General features: G+C 61.5%; 14 protein-coding genes and 11 pseudogenes. 11 read left to right on the forward strand and 14 right to left on the reverse strand.

The genetic code is table 11. The features are described 5' to 3' along the window. Window positions 1-169: 169 nt before the first annotated feature. Both NKJ94_RS32800 and NKJ94_RS32805 read right to left on the reverse strand, forming a co-directional pair. Window positions 170-403 (reverse strand): hypothetical protein, encoded by a 234-nt coding sequence (locus NKJ94_RS32800; protein ID WP_352531367.1) that lies wholly within the window; start codon window positions 401-403, stop codon window positions 170-172. A 2-nt stretch (window positions 404-405) separates the two neighbouring features. Then, window positions 406-636 (reverse strand): annotated as a pseudogene (locus tag NKJ94_RS32805) (transposase domain-containing protein); the annotation flags it as partial. 312 nt (window positions 637-948) lie between these two features. Between NKJ94_RS32805 and NKJ94_RS32810 the strand changes: the two are divergent. Next, the gene (locus NKJ94_RS32810) at window positions 949-1134 is read left to right on the forward strand and encodes a hypothetical protein (protein ID WP_023731891.1); all 186 of its coding nucleotides are present in this window, start codon (window positions 949-951) and stop codon (window positions 1132-1134) included. After that, a pseudogene (locus NKJ94_RS32815) lies at window positions 1121-3186 on the forward strand (recombinase family protein). Before NKJ94_RS32810 ends, NKJ94_RS32815 begins: the two are co-directional and overlap by 14 nt. Before the next feature lie 24 nt (window positions 3187-3210). On the opposite strand, the pseudogene NKJ94_RS32820 reads toward NKJ94_RS32815, so the two are convergent. Further along, window positions 3211-3801 (reverse strand): annotated as a pseudogene (locus NKJ94_RS32820) (IS66 family transposase); the annotation flags it as partial. A gap of 156 nt (window positions 3802-3957) precedes the next feature. Here NKJ94_RS32820 and NKJ94_RS32825 point away from each other — a divergent pair. Genes NKJ94_RS32825 through NKJ94_RS32835 form a run of 3 tightly spaced genes read left to right on the forward strand, consistent with a single transcriptional unit; the run spans window position 3958 to window position 7167 of the window. Then, the gene (locus NKJ94_RS32825) at window positions 3958-5205 is read left to right on the forward strand and encodes a site-specific integrase (RefSeq protein ID WP_352531369.1); all 1248 of its coding nucleotides are present in this window, start codon (window positions 3958-3960) and stop codon (window positions 5203-5205) included. After that, window positions 5202-6164: a tyrosine-type recombinase/integrase gene (locus tag NKJ94_RS32830; protein ID WP_352531371.1), complete on the forward strand. Its 963-nt coding sequence runs from the start codon at window positions 5202-5204 to the stop codon at window positions 6162-6164. The genes NKJ94_RS32825 and NKJ94_RS32830 overlap by 4 nt, the downstream gene beginning before the upstream one ends. Further along, a complete protein-coding gene (locus NKJ94_RS32835) occupies window positions 6142-7167 on the forward strand; it encodes a tyrosine-type recombinase/integrase (RefSeq protein ID WP_352531373.1) in 1026 nt (341 codons plus the stop codon). Before NKJ94_RS32830 ends, NKJ94_RS32835 begins: the two co-directional genes overlap by 23 nt. Window positions 7168-7257: 90 nt before the next feature. Here the strand turns inward: NKJ94_RS32835 and tnpC are convergent. The 5 genes and pseudogenes from tnpC to NKJ94_RS32860 all read right to left on the reverse strand — a co-directional run. Next, window positions 7258-8142, reverse strand: a pseudogene (gene tnpC / locus NKJ94_RS32840) (IS66 family transposase); the annotation flags it as partial. A 66-nt stretch (window positions 8143-8208) separates the two neighbouring features. Further along, window positions 8209-8556, reverse strand: coding sequence for an IS66 family insertion sequence element accessory protein TnpB (tnpB, locus tag NKJ94_RS32845; protein ID WP_352531377.1), 348 nt, complete (start codon window positions 8554-8556; stop codon window positions 8209-8211). Then, window positions 8553-8906: an IS66-like element accessory protein TnpA gene (gene tnpA, locus NKJ94_RS32850; RefSeq protein WP_352531379.1), complete on the reverse strand. Its 354-nt coding sequence runs from the start codon at window positions 8904-8906 to the stop codon at window positions 8553-8555. The genes tnpB and tnpA overlap by 4 nt, the downstream gene beginning before the upstream one ends. A gap of 228 nt (window positions 8907-9134) precedes the next feature. Beyond that, window positions 9135-9462: pseudogene (locus tag NKJ94_RS32855) on the reverse strand (fumarate hydratase C-terminal domain-containing protein); the annotation flags it as partial. 213 nt (window positions 9463-9675) lie between these two features. After that, window positions 9676-9900, reverse strand: a pseudogene (locus NKJ94_RS32860) (transposase); the annotation flags it as partial. Window positions 9901-10148: 248 nt separating this feature from the next. On the opposite strand from NKJ94_RS32860, the pseudogene NKJ94_RS32865 reads away from it, so the two are divergent. Then, a pseudogene (locus NKJ94_RS32865) lies at window positions 10149-11366 on the forward strand (IS110 family RNA-guided transposase). Between the two features lie 303 nt (window positions 11367-11669). Here NKJ94_RS32865 and NKJ94_RS32870 read toward each other — a convergent pair. Then, a pseudogene (locus tag NKJ94_RS32870) lies at window positions 11670-12254 on the reverse strand (IS256 family transposase); the annotation flags it as partial. 5 nt (window positions 12255-12259) lie between these two features. On the opposite strand from NKJ94_RS32870, the pseudogene NKJ94_RS32875 reads away from it, so the two are divergent. Then, a pseudogene (locus NKJ94_RS32875) lies at window positions 12260-12653 on the forward strand (transposase); the annotation flags it as partial. Here the strand turns inward: NKJ94_RS32875 and NKJ94_RS32880 are convergent. Beyond that, a complete protein-coding gene (locus NKJ94_RS32880; protein WP_352531381.1) occupies window positions 12654-12947 on the reverse strand; it encodes an RNA-dependent RNA polymerase family protein in 294 nt (97 codons plus the stop codon). Window positions 12948-13772: 825 nt separating this feature from the next. On the opposite strand from NKJ94_RS32880, the pseudogene NKJ94_RS32885 reads away from it, so the two are divergent. The 3 genes and pseudogenes from NKJ94_RS32885 to NKJ94_RS32895 form a co-directional block, all read left to right on the forward strand. Next, window positions 13773-14408, forward strand: a pseudogene (locus NKJ94_RS32885) (transposase); the annotation flags it as partial. A 57-nt stretch (window positions 14409-14465) separates the two neighbouring features. After that, window positions 14466-14803: pseudogene (locus NKJ94_RS32890) on the forward strand (hypothetical protein). A gap of 45 nt (window positions 14804-14848) precedes the next feature. Then, a complete protein-coding gene (locus NKJ94_RS32895) occupies window positions 14849-15886 on the forward strand; it encodes an IS110 family RNA-guided transposase (protein ID WP_352531383.1) in 1038 nt (345 codons plus the stop codon). 587 nt (window positions 15887-16473) lie between these two features. On the opposite strand, the gene NKJ94_RS32900 is transcribed toward NKJ94_RS32895, so the two are convergent. Further along, on the reverse strand, window positions 16474-17211 hold the full coding sequence (locus NKJ94_RS32900; protein ID WP_352531385.1) for a class I SAM-dependent DNA methyltransferase: 738 nt from the start codon (window positions 17209-17211) through the stop codon (window positions 16474-16476). Window positions 17212-17764: 553 nt separating this feature from the next. Between NKJ94_RS32900 and NKJ94_RS32905 the strand changes: the two genes are divergently transcribed. Continuing rightward, window positions 17765-18520: a class I SAM-dependent methyltransferase gene (locus tag NKJ94_RS32905; protein ID WP_352531403.1), complete on the forward strand. Its 756-nt coding sequence runs from the start codon at window positions 17765-17767 to the stop codon at window positions 18518-18520. Window positions 18521-19098: 578 nt separating this feature from the next. Here NKJ94_RS32905 and NKJ94_RS32910 read toward each other — a convergent pair. The 3 genes from NKJ94_RS32910 to NKJ94_RS32920 form a co-directional block, all read right to left on the reverse strand. After that, window positions 19099-19284: a hypothetical protein gene (locus tag NKJ94_RS32910; protein ID WP_352531387.1), complete on the reverse strand. Its 186-nt coding sequence runs from the start codon at window positions 19282-19284 to the stop codon at window positions 19099-19101. Beyond that, window positions 19253-19840, reverse strand: a complete 588-nt coding sequence (locus NKJ94_RS32915; protein WP_352531389.1) for a M14 family metallopeptidase — start codon at window positions 19838-19840, stop codon at window positions 19253-19255. The genes NKJ94_RS32910 and NKJ94_RS32915 overlap by 32 nt, the downstream gene beginning before the upstream one ends. 240 nt (window positions 19841-20080) lie before the next feature. Continuing rightward, a complete protein-coding gene (locus NKJ94_RS32920; RefSeq protein WP_352531391.1) occupies window positions 20081-20914 on the reverse strand; it encodes a reverse transcriptase domain-containing protein in 834 nt (277 codons plus the stop codon). Window positions 20915-21035: the final 121 nt, after the last annotated feature.

Raw genomic sequence — 21035 nt, forward strand, 5'->3', positions numbered from 1 at the left:
CCGCCTCCTGGCAACATGGTCGTCTGGCGCGGCATGACCCGCTTGCACGACATCGCCTTCGGCATCTCCATTGGATCAAGCCGACGATGTGGGTAATTGAAAGCCGGTGAAGCCCGGTGAAGACCGCAGACGTGCGTATCCAGCGGCCTTGAGCACCGCGGTGCTGGGGTCAAGCTTTCGATGGGGAGACGCGATGATATTCTTTGAGGAGGAGTTCGACCTCCTCGATCCCTTCATCGGTGAAGGCCAAGATCCCGTCGTCATCGTTGGCGCCGTAGACCCAGATGACGCCGTCCTCGGGCTCGAGACCGAGGGTCAGGTCCTGGATGAGCGCTTCGCTGACGCCGAGGTCCCTGGCGACACGATCGACGGTGTAGACGTGATGCACCTTATTGCGCTGCATGATCAGGCCGCCGCTGGTTGGGTCCGCAATTTTGCGGATCTCCAATTCCACGGCAGCAAATCATCGATCCGATGGGCCGGATAGGCGGGAAGTCGGGCGAGGACGTCGGCGAGCCAGGCCTGCGGGTCGATATCGTTCATCTTGGCGCTGACGATCAGGCTGTAGAGAACGGCCGCGCGCTGTCCGCCGCGATCGGAACCGCAGAACAGCCAGGACTTTCTTCCGAGAGCCATCGCGGTGTCATTCTGCCCATGTCGGGCAGATGGTGGAGTTTCATTATCGCTGGCATCCATATTACGGCGGTCGTTTTCGGCATGAAGGTCGCGAGGACCGGGCCAATGGCGCGATCATCCGGGTAGAGATCAGGCCGGGTGAGATCATCCAGGTGGCGGAGTGGATGCTGGATCGGGCGTTTTGCGCCGACATGGAGATGGGCGAACCGCGCGTTGCGGTGATTGGGCTTGTAGAGCTTCATAGACTGCTTACCGAGCGCGGTTTCAGGCAGACTTCGAGGGGTGGACTCGCGGCCATCCAGGAGGCGCGCCATGAAGGCTTTACCACTACCGCCGACATTACCAGTGCTGACCCAGCAGCTGAGCATGCCGTTCGATACGCCGCAGATGCGAGGCCTGAGCGACGGGGAACGAAGCGTCGTTGTCGCCAGGCTGGCGACCCTCCTGATGGCCGCGGCCGGCGTCGCGACGAAGGAGACGAGCGATGACGGGCAATAATCTCCTTCCAGCCACGGTGCTGAAGCGCAAAGCTGTGGTCTACGTTCGACAGTCGACCCCGGGTCAGGTCCAGAACAACCTGGAGAGCCAGCGGCGACAATATGAACTTGTCGATGTCGCGCGACGCTGGGGTTTCCGTGATGTCGATGTGATCGACGATGACCTTGGTCGTACCGCCAGCGGTGCTGTAGACCGCCCTGGTTTCGAACGACTGGTGAGCGGCCTGTGCACGGGCAAAATTGGCGCAGTGCTCTGCCTCGACGCATCGCGTCTTTCTCGCAATGGCCGGGATTGGCACCATCTCCTGGAACTGTGCGGCCTGGTTGAAGCGCGCGTCATAGATCTCGACGGAGTGTACGATCCTTGTCGGCCTAACGATCGATTGTTGTTGGGCATGAAGGGCAGTATCAGCGAGTTTGAGCTCGGCATTTTGCGAACGCGCATGCTTGACGCGGCTCGCGCCAAAGCGCGGCGGGGGAGCTGCGTCTCAGTGTCCCGATCGGTTATATCTGGCACCGCGACTATGGGCTGGGGCTTGATCCCGATTTGCGGGTACAAGAGGCGATCCGCCTCATCTTTTCGCGCTTCCGCGAGCTTGGCAGCGCCCGCCAGGTGCTGATTTCGCTGACGGCTGATAATTTCCATTTTCCTCGCCCTTCTGACGGGCGCAAAACGGTGTCCTTCGACTGGGTGCCGGTTCGCTATCGAAGCGTTATTTCGATCCTGAAGAACCCCTTCTACGCTGGGGTCTATGTCTATGGTAAAAGCGAGAAGCGAACCGAGATTGTCGATGGCAGGGCGCGTAAAAGCTACGGCCACGGCAAACCCTTTGGAACGTGGGACGTGCTCCAGGATCATCACGAAGGCTATATCGATTGGAGTGAGTTTGAGAGGAACCAGAGCCACATCGCTGTCAATGCCTTCGGCCAGAAAGGCGGCATCAAGTCTGGTCGTGGCGGCCGCGCGTTGCTCGCGGGCCTGCTCACCTGCGGCCGATGCGGAAGGCGGTTGGGCGTTGTCTACTCGGGGCGGCCTCCGGGGCATCCCTATTACCGCTGCGAACGTATCAATCAGATGCTGGCCAAGCCACGATGCATGACTTTTGGCGCATCTCGCATCGACCCTGCTATCGGCAAAGAGATATTGAGGGCCGTGACGCCGATGGCGATCGAGGCCGCAATGGAAGCTGATCGGGCGCATCGGGATAATCTGGAAGAACGACACCGCATGGTGGAGTTGGACTTGCAGCAAGCCCGATACGAGGCCTCTCTCGCTGAACGTCGCTATGCTGCTTGCGACCCTGACAACCGGCTGATCGCTGCCCAACTGGAGAAGAGCTGGGAGGCAGCGCTCAGGCGCGTGGAAGCCTGTGAAGCTGGTTTGGCCCAAGCGCGACAAATCGATCTTGTCACCCCAGTTCCCGAATTTGCTGGCATTGCCACCGATCTGGAGGCCGCCTGGCGCGCACCTAACGTCGACATGCGATGTCGTCAGCAACTCCTTCGTGCTCTCGTGACTGATATCATTGCTGACATCGATGAAGAGCAGCGTGAAGTCATTTTGACGATCCACTGGAAAGGCGGCCAGCACTCCCAGCTGCGCATTCGCAAACCCAAAGCTGGCGAACATGGCCAGAGTACTCCGGAGGCCGCCCTTGCCGTCATGCGGTCTATGGCGACCCGGTGGTCCGACACAGACATTGCCGCCACTCTCAACCGGATGGGAATGCAGACCGGGCAAGGCAAAACCTGGACTGGGCGCCGTGTCGGGGCACTGCGCACGGTCCATAAAATCCACGGCTACCGATCCGCCGAAAAGAATGGCGAGTGGCTCACATTGACCGAAGCCGCCAAAAAGCTTGGGGTTACTGCCCATCGGGTCCGTCGATTGATCAAGGAGGGCGTGCTCCCTACCGAGCAGGTGGTACCCGATGCACCGCACCAAATACGAGCTGCGGACCTGGAAAAGGATCAAGTGACCCAGTTTCCGCGTCACAGAGGCCCGTGTCGCATCAAAATGGAAAACCAAAAGTCCCTGTTTCCGGACGTTTGAAGAGGAGGTGCAGTATGAATCGGTCATTGCGATGCCGCGCAGGGCTCGCTCGGCTGCATTGTTGGATAGGCAGATCCGCCCATCGTCGAGGAACCGGGTGAAGGATGACCAGCGGCGCAGCATGTAGTTGAAGGCCTTGGTCAGGTCGTGCCCGCGCGAGAGCTTGTCGCGCGTCTCGATCATCCAGCGCTCGAGCTCGGTGACCAGCGGCGCGCTCCGCTCTTGGCGCACCGCGTGGCGTTGGGCCGGCGACAGGCCGTTGATCGCGCGCTCGATATCGAACAGGGCATCGATGCGCTTCACGGCTTCAACCGCGAGCGGATAGACCAGGTTGGGCTTGTCGCCGTGCGCCTTCTTGCGCGCCGCCGCTTCGACATCGGCCAGCTCAAACACTTTGCGCCGGCTGTGGGCCCAGCAGCTGGCTTCCAGAATAGGCGCCGGCTGACGACCCGCCGCATAGAGATCGCCATAACCACCAAAGGCATCGGCCTGCAGAATGCCGCTCCAGCCGGCGAGATGCGCCGCGGGATGTTCGCCTCGGCGATCGCGGGAATAGTAGAACACCGCCGCCGGCGGATCGGCGCCGCCGAACGGTCGGTCATCGCGCTTATGTAGATTTCTACATAAGCGCGATTATGCGCACCCGATGATTATGCGCAGCTCACCGGGACATTTATCCAGTTTTCTTCGGCAGATCAGTGAGATGGTGGCCGGCATTCAAACTAGGCGCTGCGCATAATCCTTCCGAGTCCCATCAACTCGGAGATCAACATGCAAAAAGCGATCATCCTTCAGCCACAGCCCCGCGCTTGGCTGGAGGGCAGTATTCTTCGGCCCTACGTTTCGCAGTACGGCGAGCACTTGCTGCGAAGGCGATATGCGCCGAACACGCAGCGCGTCTATTTGTGCTGCATCGCGCATTTCGCCTATTGGCTGACCCAGGAGGGGTATGACCTGGAAGCGATCGGCCAGGGCGCCGTCATGCGCTTTCTCTCGGAGCACTTGCCGGCGTGCGCCTGCTCCGACCCGGTCCGTCGTTTGCGCCATGAGCTGCAGGCGGCACTGGGCCATCTTCTGGAGGTACTCGAAGCCGGCGGGGTGGTGCTGCAGTCTCCTACCCGCAATTCCGCCATCGAACAGGAGCTGACGCGCTTCGATGCCCACATGCGCGACGTAAGGGGACTGGCGGACAACACCCGTCGGAAGCGTTGCCGAGTGGTCGGAGGATTTCTTGTCGAGCATTTCGGCGAGCAGCCGATCTCCTTGGCGACAGTCAACGCCGCATCCATCCGCCGCTTCGTCCTTGGCAAACAGGGGCGAAGACCCACCACCGTCGCCGCGATCGGCGTCATCATTGGCTGCTATCTCCGCTTCCGCAGCATGTCCGGCGACCGGGTGAGCGAACTGAAGGCCGCGATTCCCCGGGTCGCCCACTGGCGGTTGGCATCATTGCCTGAGGTGCTGACCGGCGCCGAGATCGACGAACTGCTGAGTTCCTTTGATCAGGCGTTCCCGTCGCGCCTGCGGGCTTATGCGATGGTGCGGTGTCTGATCGATCTCGGTCTGCGATCCAGCGAAGTCGTCAAGCTGCAGCTTGCCGACATCAACTGGGCCGATGGCACGATCAAGCTTGTCGGCACCAAGAGCCGACGCGCGGACGCTCTGCCGCTACCGTCCGAGACGGGAGCGGCGATTGCAGCCTATCTGCACGAGGAGCGGCCCGTGACATCGAACCGGGCCATATTTGTTCGCCATGTTGCCCCCTACGACGAGCCGATCACGACGAAGAGCGTCAAACGCGCAGTGCTGGCCGGCTACCGAAGATGTGGATGGACGCGGACCGGTGTCCACATTCTCCGCCACAGCATGGCGAGCCGACTTCTGCGCGCCGGCGCGCCGATGAAGGAGATTGCGGACATCCTGCGGCATCGAAGCCTCGACACGTCCGCCATTTACGCAAAGGTCGATCTGACCAATCTTGCAGCCGTGGCCCTACCTTGGCCGGGGAGCGCGCAATGACCGGCGCGCGCACCATGCTCTCGATGGCAGAGGACTATTTGTCCGAACGCCGCGCCCTTGGTTTCGCCCTCAGGATGCAGGGCCATCAAATCACCGCCTTCGCCTTGTTTGCCGACGAGCGCGGTCATAGTGGCCCGCTCACTAACGATATCGTCCTGAACTGGGTGCAAGGCCAGGCCAAACGGGCCAGTCCTTTCTCATGGGCCCGGCGCCTCGAGGCCCTTCGCCCGTTCGCGAGGTATCTTGCCCGGCTCGATCCCGGCACCGAGTTCCCACAAACCGCGACCTTTGGTCGTTCACATCGCCGCCTCGCACCGCACATCTATTCGGAGCAGGAGATCTGCGACCTTGTGACCGCCGCTTCGCGCCTCGCCCCTGAGGGCGGATTGCGGCCGGCAACCTACGCGACGATCTTTGGGCTGATCGCCGCTACGGGTCTGCGCCGGTCAGAAGCACTTCACCTGCGCTGCAGCGATGTCAATCTCGATGGAGCGTTCCTTACGGTTCGGAACACGAAGTTCCGCAAATCCAGGCATGTGCCCATACACGCCACCGTCGTAGCCAAGCTACGGCGCTATCTGGCGGTTCGGGCGCGTCCTGGTGCACTCACCGAGGACTCACCGCTGTTCCTGTCTCCGGCGGGTGGATTCATCGCGGAGCGGAGGATCAATAAGGTTTTCCAGAAGCTTCGCACCAACCTTGGTTGGACCGCGCGGGGCGGCCATGGCAAGGTGCGTATTCACGACCTGCGCCACACCTTCATTTGCCGCCGTATCCAGCTCTGGCACGAGCATGGCGCCGATATCGACAACGCCATGGCGGCGCTCTCGACCTATGTCGGCCACGCCAAGATCTCCGATACTTATTGGTATTTGACCGGCGTCCCGGAACTCATGGCTGTCGCTGGCAAACGGTTCGAGCTGTTCGCCTCTACGGTTGGAGGGGGTCATCATGACTGACCCCAAGCTGGCATCGTCCTTCCCCATCCTGCTGCAACGCTTTTTCGTCGAGCATCTGGGCAATCAGCGAGCCGTCAGTTCGCGCACCATCGCCGCCTACCGCGATACCTTCCGATTGTTGCTTGACTTCGCCGAGGCGACGATTGGAAAGGCGCCCACCCGGCTGACCCTGGCCGACCTCGATGCGCAGTTGATCCTGAGCTTCCTCGACCACTTGGAGAAGGAGCGGAGCAACGGCGCCCGTACTCGCAACGCCCGCCTGGCGGCACTTCGCTCTTTCCTTAAGTATGCCGCCCACTACGATCTGACCGCGCTCCCCGTCATCGAACAGGTGCTGGCCATTCCGATGAAACGGTTCGACCGGCCGGTCCTGGGATTTTTGTCACGCGAGGAGATGCAGGCGATCCTTGAGGCGCCGGATGCGCGGACATGGGCAGGTGAGCGGGATCGCGCACTGTTCAGTCTGATGTACAACACCGGCGCCCGCGTGTCTGAAGCCATCGGTCTGCGCGTCGGCGAGGTCGCCGTCGATGGCTCGGCGGTCGCGCACCTGCATGGAAAGGGGCGCAAAGATCGCAGCGTGCCGCTCTGGCGGACGACCGCCAACCTGATCCGCAACTGGAAGCGCCGGTTGGACTATGGGGGCGAGGAGAATTTCCTGTTTCCGAACAGAGGCGGCGGATGCATGGCGCGTTCGAACGTCACCCAGCGCCTTGAACTTGCGGTCTCGGCCGCCGCGGAACGTTACCCGCAACTCGCGCGTCGCTCGATTTCGCCTCACACCATCCGCCATACCACGGCAATGCATCTTCTGCAGTCCGGCGTCGACATCAGCGTCATTGCCCTATGGCTGGGTCATGAGAGCCCCGCCACGACGCACATGTACCTTCAGGCGGATCTCGCCATGAAGGAGCGTACGCTCAACCGGCTGCAGCCCATGACGGCCAGTCAAAGCCGGTATCGACCGCCGGACCAGCTCATGCAGTTCCTGTTGAGCCTTTAAAAATTATGCGCAGTTCACCAGTTGGAAATCGTTCGGGAAACCGATGGTTATACGCTCCTGTCCCGATGAGCTGCGCATAATCATCGGGTGCGCATAATCGCGCACATAGGTCCATAATCGGCCGGTATCGGTCTTGCCCTTGGCCAGAACCGGCACCGTCGTGTCGTCGCCGTGCAGACGTGAAGCGGCCAGCACATGGGCTTCGAAGCGCTTGAACAGCGGCATCAGCGCCGCGGCGCCGGCGCCGACCTGGTCGGCGAGCGTCGACAGGCTGAGCGGCACGCCTTCGCGGGCATAGCGTTCAGCCTGGCGGTTGAGCGGCTGATGCTGTCCGAACTTCTCGAACAGGATCATCGCCAGCAGGCCGGGACCGGCCCAGCCGCGCGGGGTGGCGTGGAACGGCGCCGGAGCCTGGCTGATCGCCTCGCAGTCGCGGCAGGTGAACTTCTCCCGGACGTGCTGGATCACCTTCCATTGCCGCGGCACCACCTCCAGCGTCTCGGTGATATCCTCAGCCAGCTTGCGCAGCCGATGACCGCCGCAGCAGTGGCAAGCGGCCGGCGCCGGCTCGACCACGCGTTCGCGCGGCAGATGCTCGGGAAATGGTTGGCGCGCCGGTCGTTTGCGCATATAAGGCGCCACCTCGGTCGTCCGGGCCGCTGCCTGTTCGGCGGCGATCTCGTCTTCCGTCGCCGTGCTCTCGAGTTCCTCGAAGGTGAGTTCCATCTGGTCGTGCAGGCGGGCTGAGCGTTCAGAACTTTGACCATGCAGCGCCCGCTGCAGCTTCCGGATCGTCAGATCCTGATGTGCGATCAGCGCCGCATCATCCGATGCCTTGGCCCTGGCGACCGCCAGTTCGGCCTCGACCAGCGCAGCGCGCGCGGCCTCGTCTTCGGCTCTGGCCAGCGCCGCGGTCAGCGCTGCTCTCAGCGCGCCAATATCGTCCGGAACAGCATCCTGGGCGGTGGCAACCATGCCCTGGAGTGAATCATAAAACGCGTCCGCTGACTCGCGGAAAATGGCGCAAACTCAAAGAAAAACTCAGCCCGCGAGCTCAGGGCGGAACGTGTGACGCGGGTTGCGCCAATCGATCCCGTCGAGCATGTAGGCGAGCTGCGCCGGTGATATGGAAACCGTGCCGTCAGCCGGCGACGGCCATAGAAACCGGCCCTTCTCGAGCCGTTTTGCATATAGGGACATGCCGAGCCCATCATGCCAGATAATCTTGACCAGATTGCCGCTGCGGCCGCGGAAGACATAAAGATCGCCGGCATGCGGATCCCGGCCCAACGTCTCCTGAACCTGCAGGGCGAGGCCTTGCATTCCGCGACGCATATCGGTCCGGCCGACCGCCAACCAGATCCGCACCTGGCTCGGGACCGGGATCATGAAACACCCAGCGCCTTCACCATCGCCGCCGCCAGTGTCGGCGGCGTGGTCAGCGGAATCCGCAGCCGCACCTTGCCGGCGACCTCCAGCTCGATCACCGCTGGTGGCGCCGCCGGCACCGAAGCGGCGAAAGGCTTATCGGGAACCACGACAACTTCGGCAAAGCCCGTCTCGCGGGTTCTCATCGTGCGCCGCCACTTATAGATCAGGCTGGTCGCGACATCGTACTGACGCGCTACCGCCGCCACCGTGGCCCCCGGCGCGAATGCCGCGGCCAGTATCCGGCACTGATCCTCTTCACTCCAACGACGACGACGCTCCGGTCCGGTCAATAACGTCACATGGCTCATGCTGTGCTGCTAACTACGCTCGAAAGGACGACCTTAAGAGCGCAGCCTCGCTACCGGGCCATGCTCGCGCAAGGCGGCCCTCGCCGGAGGGTATCATCGAGAGCGACTTGAAGGCCTTTCTTATCTCGATCGCCGAGGAGCTGAACCATAAATGGAGCTTGTGTTATCGTTGCGGTTCAAGATCCGGTGCGGGAGTCTGGCCGGATCGCGAAGCCGGGAAGCCTCAACGATGCTGCGGGCGATGCTGCCGGCCGCCATGCGCTTGCGCCACTCAAGAGGCCCGGAATTGTGAATGGAGTTTCCCTCAACATCGACAGCCATGATGACCGGCATGTCCTGCACCTCGAATTCATAATGGCTTCCATGCCCAGGTCTTCAAAGGCAACGATCCGCGCCGCCTTGATCGATTTTGAAATCAGGTATGCAGCGCCACCCACTGCAATGGGATAGCGTGTTCTGTGTCTCACAATCGACCCGATGGCCGCCGGGCCCCTTTCCCTTTGCCGACCATCGCAAATAGGCCAGTCTCGTCGAGTATCTCTTCAGTCAAACCGTCCGGCCCTCCTGGTCGGCGTCGTAAAGCTCGCTGAGCTCGTGTGTCAGGATCTTGCGCGAGCAGTCGTCCGACCATGCGGTGCTTGGTGATCAGCACCACATGACCCGCCGCCGCCAGGCGCACCAGCCGTCCGCGAATCAGCGGCGATCGTGTCCCAGGGAGTGGTGTAGCTGACGGCTTGGTCGCCGCGCTCTCCGGCATGGGCCGGGCTGATCAGCGTGCCACGGGTGGCAGGCTGATCAGAGGATCATCGCTCATTTGGCTGATGGTTTCCAGCGTCATGTATCTGGCGCGCTGCATGGCCCATTCGTCGTTCTGTTCGAGCAGGATCGCGCCAACCAAGCGGACGATGGCGTCATCATTTGGGAAGATGCCGATGACCTCGGTGCGCCGCTTGATCTCCTGGTTCAGCCGCTCCAGCATGTTCGTAACCGGTATGACGGTGCCATCCGATCCCCGCTGGAGATGAACGATTTTCGGCGTATGGTGCGACCATCCGCGACAGGGGCACCGGGAGCACGCCAAGTGCGGGCAGGCCGATGTATTCGATGAGCTGCGAGCTCGCGTTAGTAGCTGGCCGCCCCTGCGACCTGCCCGGTTGCGCCGAGAGCGCGGATCGTAGGTGTCGCGTCGCCCGCTGGCTCCCGATTGTTGAGGAGAGGGAGCCGATGAGACGTGTGATTGGAATGGACATCCACCGCACCTTTGCGGAGGTGGTGGTTTGGGAAGACGGCCGGCTGCGCCATCACGGACGGGTCGACATGACCCGCTCGGGACTGGAAGGGTTCGGCCGCAGTTTGCGACGGACTGATGAGGTTGTCGTCGAGGCTACGGGCAACGCCATGGCGGTGGTGCGGGGTCTGTCGCCCTATGTCGGCCGGGTGATTGTCGCCAACCCGATGCAGGTGAAGGCGATCGCTCATCCCAGGATTAAGACCGACAAGATCGATGCCGGCGTTCTGGCGCAGCTCCATGCCAGCCGCTGCTGCCGGAGGTCTGGGTACCTGACGAGCGGACCGAGCGGCTTCGCCGCCTCGTCGCGCGGCGCAACCAGGTAGTTCGGCATCGCACGCGCGTGAAGAACGAGGTGCATGGCATCCTGCAGGCGCACCTAGTGCCGAAGTGCCCGCATGCCGATCTGTTCAACAATCGCGGTCGCGCCTGGCTCGAGCGGCAGGTGCTTCCCGACGACGAGCGGGCCGCCATCGCCCGCCACATCCGCGAGATCGATCGCCTGGCCGAGGATCTGGCTGACCTCGATCGCGACATCGCCCGGGAAGCGGTTGATGATGCGCAAGTCCGGCGGTTTCAGACGATCACCGGCGTCAATGTCATCGTCGCGAGCGGTATCATCGCCGCGGTCGGCGAGATCCGGCGGTTCCGCGAGCCGCAGAAGCTGGTGAGCTACTTCGGCCTCAATCCGCGTGTGCGCCAATCCGGTCTTGGCTTGGCGCAATATGGCCGGATCAGCAAACATGGGCGTTCCCATGCCCGCGCCATGCTGGTCGAGGCCGCCTGGGCGACGGCGAAGGCGCCCCGGACCGCTCAGGGCCTTCTTCCTACGCATCCGTAACAAGCGCGGCCATCAGGTCGCAGCCGTGGCACTCGCCCGCAAGCTCGCCGTGTTGATCTGGCATCTGCTGACAAAGGAGCAGGACTACTTCTGGGCTCGCCCGGCGCTGGTGGCCGCAAAGCAGAGGCAGCTCGCTCTCAAGGCCGGTGCGCCGGGCGAGCGCGGTGTCGGTCGCCGCGGTTCGGCTTACGCCTACAACGTGAAGGAGTTGCGAAACAGCGAGAAAGCCGCGGCCGAGAATGCCGAACGTGCCTACGAGCTAATGGTTCGGCATTGGCGGTCACGAGGGCCGAAGCGGCGCACGGACGCCACAAACGAGGAACGACTATAACGGCTGCGTGGCGGCACTCTCATCCTCTCGCACCACTCTTTGCCACGTGGTCGTCCGTGCCGGACAAATATAGCACAAGGAAATGTGCCGGCACGACCGCCGCCTCGGTCCGCTCCAGACTGGCGCCGTGCTCGACGCAGTCAAGGCGTGGCCTGGAAACCTCGCAGCCGGCCGTGCCGCCATCGCACCGGCCAGCCTTGACTGCGTCTCGACACGCTCGCACGGGAAATCCTGTGGGCCGGGACGAAGAAACAGGCTCACCTGAGCCGAACAAAGAAACGCAACAGGAATCGAAAAGCCGAAATCAAGCTTGTCGATGTCATCCGTCGAGTGCAGCTTGGCGCGGTGCTCCTTGGGGAAAGTCATCTAGGCAAGCACGTCGGGCTCGGCGGCGTCCATGATTGTCGCCAGCTTCGGCACCTTCGGCCGGATCTGGTCGGCGACGGCGCGCCATTGGGCGCTTGCGGCCTCGGGTGTTTCCTGGGCGAAGGCGGTGGCGATGAAAGCCGAGACGACGCGGCGCCCGCTCTTGCCGGCATGGGCCAGCACGTTCCTCATGAAGTGGACGCGGCACCTCTGCCATGTCGCGCACAGCACCTTGGTGACGGCCGCCTTGATGCCTTCATGGGCATCGGAGACGACGAGCTTGACGCCGCGCAGGCCACGGCGGGTCAGCTTGCGCAGGAACTCCGTCCAGATCGGCTCGGCCTCAGACGTGCCGACCTCCATGCCCAGCACCTCGCGTCGGCCGTCCGCATTGACGCCGACAGCGATGATGACGGCGACCGAGACGATGCGGCCGCCGCGGCGCACCTTCAGGTAGGTGGCGTCGATCCACAGATATGGCCAGTCGCCCTCGATGAGTCTTTCAAGGAACGCTTTGACCTTGCGTCAAGGCGAAGTTCTGGAAGCTTGAGCGTCGCGTCTGGCCCGCATCGAGGCAACCGCGATGGGCCTCGATATCCGCTTCGTCGCTACCAATCTCGACAGCGGCTCGGCCGAGCACCTCTAGGAAGTCATCTATCCCGCCGCAGCCCGGCCGAGAACCTGATCAAGATGCACAAGGGGCCAACTTGCCTCCGACCGCTCCAGCTGCGGTTCGCCAATCGCCAACCAGGTCCGTCTCGTCCTACACACCGCCCATGTTGGCTGATGCTCACCCTGCGCGAGGCGGTGCCCGCATCCCCTCATCTCGGCAAAGCCGGGTTCGCCACGTTGCGGCTCGGGCTCCTCAAGCTCGGCGCCCTCGAACCCGTCTCGCGCATTCGCCTGGCCTTCCCCGCCGCCCTAGGCACCGTCCTCGAAGTCCGCCTCGAATACCGGTTCCAGCACCAGCTTGGCAGCGGTCTGAACCACCCGGTCCTGAATGGTCGGGATGCCGAGCGGGCGTTCGCCGCCCCCCGGCTTCGGGATCATCACCCGTCGCACCGGCTGCGGCCGGTAGGTCTTCGAGACGAGTTCCTCGCGCAGACCCGCCAGCCACCTTTCCACGCCTTCCGCCTCGATCTGCGCGAAGGTCACGTCGTCCACGCCCGGCGAACCCGCATTGGCCCGGGCCAGCGCATAGGCATGGCGCAGCATCCTCACGGGAGATCTTGTCGTAGAGCACGTAGAAGCGGAAAGCGGGCTACACCTTCGCCTTACGATACAGCTTCCTCTGCAGGCTCCTGATCTTTTCGGGTGTTTCCAGGCTCATCGCCAATCACCCCCTCCTCACCAACGTCGAAAGGACACCAGAAGTCAGGGCCCTTCCTCCACCGGCATTACCCGGCTTCAGTGGTATTATGACCCTGTCCGACTCCCTCCGGCACCGCCGCCCTGACGGCTGCGTTGAGGCCGCTACCCTCATGTCTCCCCCATTTCCCGCATCACCCTTCCGACGTGCCGTGCTCATTACCCCCGCGGATCGAACGGGTGCACATGTCGATTGCTTCCCCGTTCACGCGGCCTTCCCCGAAATTCAGGCGGGTCGGCATCCACATCATCACTTTCGAAGCCTGCTCGGGCTTTCGCGGTAGGGACGGCCATTACTGGCCGCCCCCCGCGCAGATCCGGACACGCCCAACTAAGGCATCCGGCTCCTACCTTGGGTGTCTGACGTCAAAGCGTTCGTCTGGCCAGGGATGAAGGACGCGGGCCGGCGGAAGCCAATCAGCAACCAACTTCGCCATGCGTTCCCATGTGAATCCGTCCTTCTGACTGCGCCGCCGAAGCGTTCGCCGCCAGAGGTCGGTCACATAACGCCGGAACGCCGAGAGCGCCCGGCTGGTTGGGACCGCATAGTAGGCGAAGTGGCCGGCCACGACTTGCCATAGCCATTTCCCCTGCTCAGGAATGGGATGATGCATCCGACACCGCAGCTCCGCCTTAATGTCCCCCAGCTTTCCTCGCATGCGGTCGCGCTGGGTGAAGAGCGTCAAGCCGAAGGACGGCCCAAACGGCGGTCACGGCGAGCCGCCGGCTCAAGGCGGCGGGCGCAACGCCGAAGCGGATTTCCATGGCCAGAAGAGGTCGAACGATACACATGGCTCGACCACCGATCCTGACGCCAAGCTCTACCGCACGGGCAAAGGCAAGGAGACGAAGCTCTGCTTCATCGGGCATGGGCTGATGGAGAACCGCCACTGCCTGCTGGTCGATTGCCTACCTGACGCTGGCCGACGGACATGCTGAGGGAGTGGCGGCATTGCACATGATCGAACCTCGCGCTGACCGGCCGCAGGCGATCACGCTCGGCGCCGACAAGGGCTATGACGCGGAGGACTTCATCAATGAGTTGCGCTCGCTGAAGGTAACGCCGCACGTGGCGCAGAACACCAGCGGCCGCAGCTCAGCGATCGACGGGCGCAGCACCCGGCATAGCGGCTATGCCGTCAGTCAGCGTATTCGCAAGCGCATTGAAGAGGCGTTCGGCTGGATCAAGACGGTCGCCGGGCAGGAGAAGACCAAGTTGCGCGGACGCGACCGCGTCGGATGGGGCTTCACCTTCGCTGCCGCCACAATCTGGTGCGGCTGCCGAAGCTCATCGCTGGGACCAGCTGACATGGCCAAGTTCCAGCCATCGCCAAGGCCTTTGCCGGTCGCTGGCGTATCGTCGAAATGGGTGTCTGGGACAACGATTTCCTCGATCTCGTCGAGAGGCGCATCTGACGTCAAAGGCGCGGCGGACGGCGAGATCGGCTTCGGCGCCCTCAAAGGCTTTCCTTGATGTCCGCTACGGCGCGCGAGACGGCTCGGCCTGCGCGGAATTCTCGTGGGAGGGTCACCACGAAAGCGATCCCGCTTGCGGTCGCGGATGGGCGATGATCGGCACCGCGGGTCGCCTCGTCGGCCGCTTCTACATCCACAATGCCGACGACTCAGGCTTCGTCTGCGAGCGCGCCCGGTGGGGTCTCGCCCGAGCCAAATTGAGGGCGGCTGCTCCTGTCGAGATGTGAGAACGTGGTCGATGTAGATCGCCACAAACATCAGGAGGAGCAGCCATGAAGTATTTTGCCGGACTTGACGTGTCTTTGGAAGAGACCGCGATCTGTGTCGTCGACGAGAGCGGCCGGATCGTGAAGGAAAGGCGGGCGGCGAGTGAGCCGAGGGCGCTTTATGAAGCCTTGCGGAAAATCGATCTGCCGCTGGAGCGCATCGGGCTCGAAGCCTGTTCGCTGACAGCCTGGCTTTATGACGGTATTCGCGCCGAAGGATTGCCGGCGATCTGCATCGAGACCCGGCAGGCCAACGCGGCGATGAAAACGATGCCGAACAAAACCGATCGCAACGACGCCCGCGCCTTGGCGCAGATCATGCGCACCGGCTGGTATCGGCAGGTGCATGTGAAGAGCCAGCAGTGTCGGCTCTGGCGATCCCTCCTCGTTGCGCGACGCACGGTCCTCAATGAAATGCGGACGATCGAAAATGTCGTCAGGGCGATTGTGCGGGAGGCCGGCATCAAGCTCGGCACTCCAGGCCGCGCAGCTTTCGCCCATCGCGTGCGCGAACTGATTGGCGCAGATACGGTGATCATGGCGCTTGTCGAGCCGCTTCTGGCGATCGTGGCAACGATGTTGCGCGAGTTCGGGCGACTGACAAAGCAGGTCTTCAATATCGCCCGCAAGGAGCAAGTCTGCCGGCGCCTCATGTCCGTGCCCGGTGTGGGACCCATCACCGCGCTCGCCTTTCGTGCCACGGTCGATCAGCCGGACCGCTTTCGCCGATCGAGGGATGTCGGAGCGCATTTGGGTCTGACCCCGGCACGCTATCAATCTGGCGAGACGGACATTCAGGGCAAGGTAAGCCGATGCGGTGACGAGCTCGCCCGCACGGCCCTCTATGAGGCGGCTCATTCGCTGCTTGTGCTCAGCAAGAAATGGTCGAGCCTCAGAGCGTGGGGTATGAACGTCGCCAAGCGGCGCGGTATGGCCCGAGCCCGAGTTGCTGTTGCTCGCAAGCTCGCTGTCATCCTGCATCGCATGTGGAGCGATGCGACAGAATTCCGCTTCGGCAAGGCACCCGGCCCCGTACCGGCATGAAATACGGGATAACGGACCAACGAAGGAGGAGTTGATTCCGCCCGAAAGGGCGTGAGCCCGGATCGTTCCCGTGGGGACGACGGGCAAGGCGATCTCGTTAGCAGGCACGATCCTGGGACGAACTCTCCCAAGGTCGTTCAACAGATTGAGAGGCCTCGCTCTACTGACCCCATCATGCGGCGGCTTAACGTCGACCGCGAAGAGAAGCGAGTGACCCGCGGGGCGACATGGTCCGGAAAAATATCAGGAGGAGCTTGACCTCAACGACCCCAATCAGAGAAGCCTGCCAGCTCGACGCACATCATTATATCTAATATATCTAATGCGTCGCTTTATCTCGAATCCAGATTAGGCCAATTCGTAAACTGAATTCGACATAGGACTTCGAGAGGAAAGAGCTCGATGATATGAACAGAACTGTTAGCTAAGAACCCCGACTACTGGACCCGGACGTAGGGCACTGACGGAGCGTAGAGCTCATGAAGCCCCCGTTTGATTAATGGCTGCAAAGACTAGGGCTGGCCGCCGCTCGGACCAAGGTCATAATGTCTAACTACGGTGGGATCGACTTCGGCGGCCGCCACGGCCTACAAGCTGGTACGGCGGTAAACTGAAATATGTCGTTTGGACACATCGGTGAACGCAACTCTCGCCCAGTCTCCCCAACGCTCCGTAAGCCCCAGTCCTACACATTCAGCCATGGCATCAAGCTCTTGTGGATAAACATAGCGCACGCGTTCTGTTATACGTCTGACCGATTCATCAGAAAACCACAGTAGAGTCGAGGTTAAATTCTGATTTATCGGATCGTGTAACTCGGCAACTAGGAATGTATTCTCTTCGTCTACGAGACTAGCACTCGTTTTCTGACCGCCGACAAACCCATCAAAGGATGGCACGCGCATTTCTATTACCAACACCCCCTCCTCATTCAGCACTTCCGCGGCAGATCGGAGGCAAGCGATTTGATCGTCGCGTGTGTAGAGCAGGGTGAACGTGCCATAAACACAATAGACCAGATCATAGCGTTGCTCTGATTTGAAATTGGCAATGTTCCCCTTGCAAGCCTTGATTAGGTCGGTACGCTTGGCGAGGAGTTTCAACATGCTGTCCGAATTGTCGAGGCCTTCGACTTTGACGCCCCGCTCGCTCAACGGCACTGCCACGCGCCCATTGCCAATGCCGAGTTCAAATGCACTCCTTCCGCTGGAAAATCGCTCAAGAAAGGTGGCAGCCTCCTCTGCCTCAGATATTCTTCCAACGAGGCTTGTGTGCTTTTCATACATTGAGGCCCAGTCCTCGTCGTAGCTAAACGAATTTGACATACCCAATTCTCCTTTATTTCTTACACACCTTTTTTAATCGGTGCGTACCGCACCAAGTGGCGGCATCGTCGTGACAAAGTACAGGCGAGTCTTACACTCGATAAGGTCTCCTCCCGTCGACCCGTTCCGCCGCAGCCACTAGTTGAGGACCAGTCCGGCCGCAGTTCAAACTGCAAATGCAATGCCAACTTGAAACTATGGTATTCCAATGCGTTGGCTGAAGGCGCCCAGCCATGTCTGTTTGCAATGGCACAATTTTGTTCGGCGTTCGACAAGGATCAGGGAATCGGGTTCGCAATGGAACTGCAGTGCCGGTTGCCGCAAAACTGCCGCAATTACTTATGGGACGTATAGTCGGGCGAGGCAGACGGCAGAATGATGGCGGAATCTCTGCCAATTTGCAGAACAAATGTCATACTAATATAACGATATATACTTACTTTCCGATCTCCGCGCCGGACCGACCGATTTGCCCGAACTGCATCCCATTCTTGCCGAACTGGAGAGGCTCTATGCAGTATCCGAAGGACTCGACCGATGCCCTGGAACTCATTTGGGGCGAAGGCATGCTATCTCCGGGCGGCCGGAGAAGGTCGCTCAAATGCTGGAAGGCTTCGACATTTCCGGACAGCACGTGCTCGACATCGGTTCAGGCCTAGGCGGCATCGACGTGCTGCTCGCGGCCGAGCACCGCGCGGCCTCAGTCGTCGGTATCGACGTCGAGGCACAGTTGATCAAGTCAGCTCGCGAGCTAGCGGCTAGGAAGGGGCTCGCCGCGCGCGTCACCTTCCAACTGGTCACACCTGGGAGGCTCCCGTTTTTGGATGCCAGTTTCAACCTAGTCTTCTCTAAGGACGCGATGTTGCACATAAGCGACAAACAGACGCTTTACGCAGAGGTCCTCCGCGTGCTGAAGCCCGGCGGCTGGTTCATTGCAGCGGATTGGCTCTGGTCCGAAAGCGCTGCCGAGAGCGACATTGTTTTCGCATGGCTGCAGGAATCGCAGTCGACATTCGCCTTCACGCCGCCTGCCACTGCCCTCCAAGCGCTCATCGACGCAGGTTTCGCCGAACCGTCGGTCACTGAACTTCGCAAGGAATTGCAGGAGCTCACCCGGAAAGAGGTAGCGCTGCTCAAGGGCCCCTTAGGCCTGAAGCTTGCGAAAAGGCTCGGTCCGGAAAGGGCCAAGTCTCGTCTCGCGGGTGCCAAGGGCCGTCAGGCAGCGCTCGATTCCGGCGACCTCATCCCTTGCCATCTCCGGGGCCGCCGCCCGGCCTCATGCGGAGCCTTCTGTGGTTGCCGCCCGTAATTTAAGAGGCTTCTTGCCCTTTCGACGAGTGATCGAGTGCGGTCTTCTGTCGGGCCTTCATGTGCGGCATTTCTAGAAACGCTGGCCGGTATGGTGATCTGCAGATCAGGTCCAAATCTCAACAGCGAGCACATCGGCTCTTTGGCTCCAGCCGGTTTCCTGATCCAGATCTGTTCGATCGTTGCGCCCATTCGGGTCGTCCCCTTTTCACCCCCTCTTTGCCGGCGCAGGGCTGTTTTGCTGCACGTCGATCACGCAGCCGCAGCCGACGCCGGATCCGATAGTCCTCATTCGTTCTCAGCATCCCCAGATCGCCCGCGCCATCTTGTTCGCCAGGGCGCGATCGCCACGGGCATTCGCTGCTTTCTCGCCAGTATACGCGCAGCCAAGATCCCTCGGAGATCGATCTGCAACCTAAAGCGTGCCGCGATTTAAGGGATTCAGGATTGATCGGGATAGGGGGACGCCTCGCGGCGCCGCCCTCGGATGCAGGATGCCTATGAGATCTCCCTGCTTCACTTCATCCAACACCGAGCAACGAGGCTCGAAGAATGCCCGGTATAGGTGATTACAACTCGTCAGACGGCGTTCCGAGTGCTTGGGCCGGATTTCTGTTGACCGAACGTAAAATACTCGGTCTTCCCTTCCACCAGCCCGAGCGCGATGAGCGCATCGCGTACTCCAGCCTCGTAGATCGCGAGATTGTCCGCGCCGACCGTGCCGCCGCCGAATTCAGTGCAAGCGAATGCCTGGATATCGAACATTCCAGCCGTATCCTTGTATTCCCAAACCAATCAGGAGCAGTTTGAACCCTTCCGCCATTCTCACCGTCCTGGCCATGAGATCGGGATTGGCGATGGAGTGCGTCGTTGCCGCCGGCGGAAAATCCCAGGTTGGTCCGAAGCTGTGGAGAACATATCCGGTGTCGGCCATTGAAACCGCGTCCGCGACTCGTTCGGTCACTGATTCGTCGGCGAGGCCCGGAAACACGCGATTGAGATTCAAACCGTCGAGCGGAGTATTGCGGCTCCATGCCTCCACGGCCAATGGATTGAGCACGGGTCGGACGATGACCCTTCCACAAGTTTGCGGTTCCGGTAGCCACTCACTAAGCAGCAAGGGGCATCTTGTTGTCCCCGGAAGTGCCGACCGCGAAGAGCCGCCCATCCGCGCAGGATGCGGGTTGAGTTCCCGGAGTTTTGTGCCAAGACTGACCGTCACCGTTTTGCGCTTGGTGAGTTGCTTGACCTTGTGACGGAAATCGACGGCCTTCGCTTTGGGATTTGCACGCGCGGGCCGTAGCCATAGCGCCTGTCCCATGGCATGGGGACATGGAATCCGAGAAACTCGAGCCCATCCGTCATGGCTATGACCTTCGTCTTCTCGGGTGACAATTCGAGCCCATGGTCGCCCGCAGATATTCGGCCAGCGCGGCTTTCTCCGCGACGGCGTCTTCCTGCGTGCCGGAGACCAGAACCACAAGATCGTCCGCATAGCGTATCGGCAGAAACACACAGCGACCTGCTGTCCGATCCCACATCCGCGCGTTGCGTGCCGCGATCATCCCGGATTTGGAATTATCAGCCCGGGCCTTGGCACGTTGATACGTCCACGGTTCGTAGCGCTCCTCGATGCACTGAGTGCGATGTTGGCAAGCAATGGTGCACGATCCCGCCTTGAGGGGTTCCAATGTCGGTACGGGAGAATTGTTCTTCCGCCAGCACGCCGGCCTTCAGGAACTGCCCGACCAATCCTGTCACCCGCCGGTCGGCGACGCGTGCGCGCAGCCGGTTCATCAGGTGATGATGATTGGTGATCGAAGCAGCCCTTGATATCCCCTTCAATGACCCAGGTGTACGGCATCCCGTCTCGGCGACCATCCTTGCCCATTTTACGTGGCAGAATGGCTCGCCGGATATACTCCAAGGCGGCGTGCGTGCTTCTGCCGGACCGGAACCCGTAGGAGACATGCCAGAATTGCGCCTCGAAGATTGGCCCCAAGAGAATCTTGACCGCGCACTGCACGACGCGATCCTTGATTGTTGGAATGCCCAGGGGTCGGAATTGCCCCGGTTTACCGGCTTTGGGAATGAGCTTGCGCCGCGATGGGCTGGGCCGATACGCGCCGGAGCGCAGTTCGGCCTGTAGCTTGTCGAGGAACCGTTGCTGCTTGCCCTTCTTCCGGATGCTATCCGCAGTCACCCCGTCGATGCCGGCAGAGCGTGCGCCTCGATTTGAGGCGACGTGCCGCCATGTATGGCGAAGCATGCGGGTGTCGGTAAGCCAAACCCACATGTCCCGCCAAGCATCGTCGGGATATGCCTGACTCCACTGATAGAGTTTGCGTTGAACGCCGAGTATCCAAGCCTCATCGGCTTGGCGATCCGCGTCCACAGATCATTCCTCCGTCTCGGGTCTATCTCTTCCTGCTTCCCTTCGCCATGTGCGTGGCTCTCCCACGCCCGGACTACGGAAGCTCCGCCCTCGGTGTCGTTCTTCTCCGGCCGCTGCGGCT

This window comes from Mesorhizobium sp. M0060 (genome assembly GCF_040323155.1).
Lineage (GTDB): Bacteria > Pseudomonadota > Alphaproteobacteria > Rhizobiales > Rhizobiaceae > Mesorhizobium.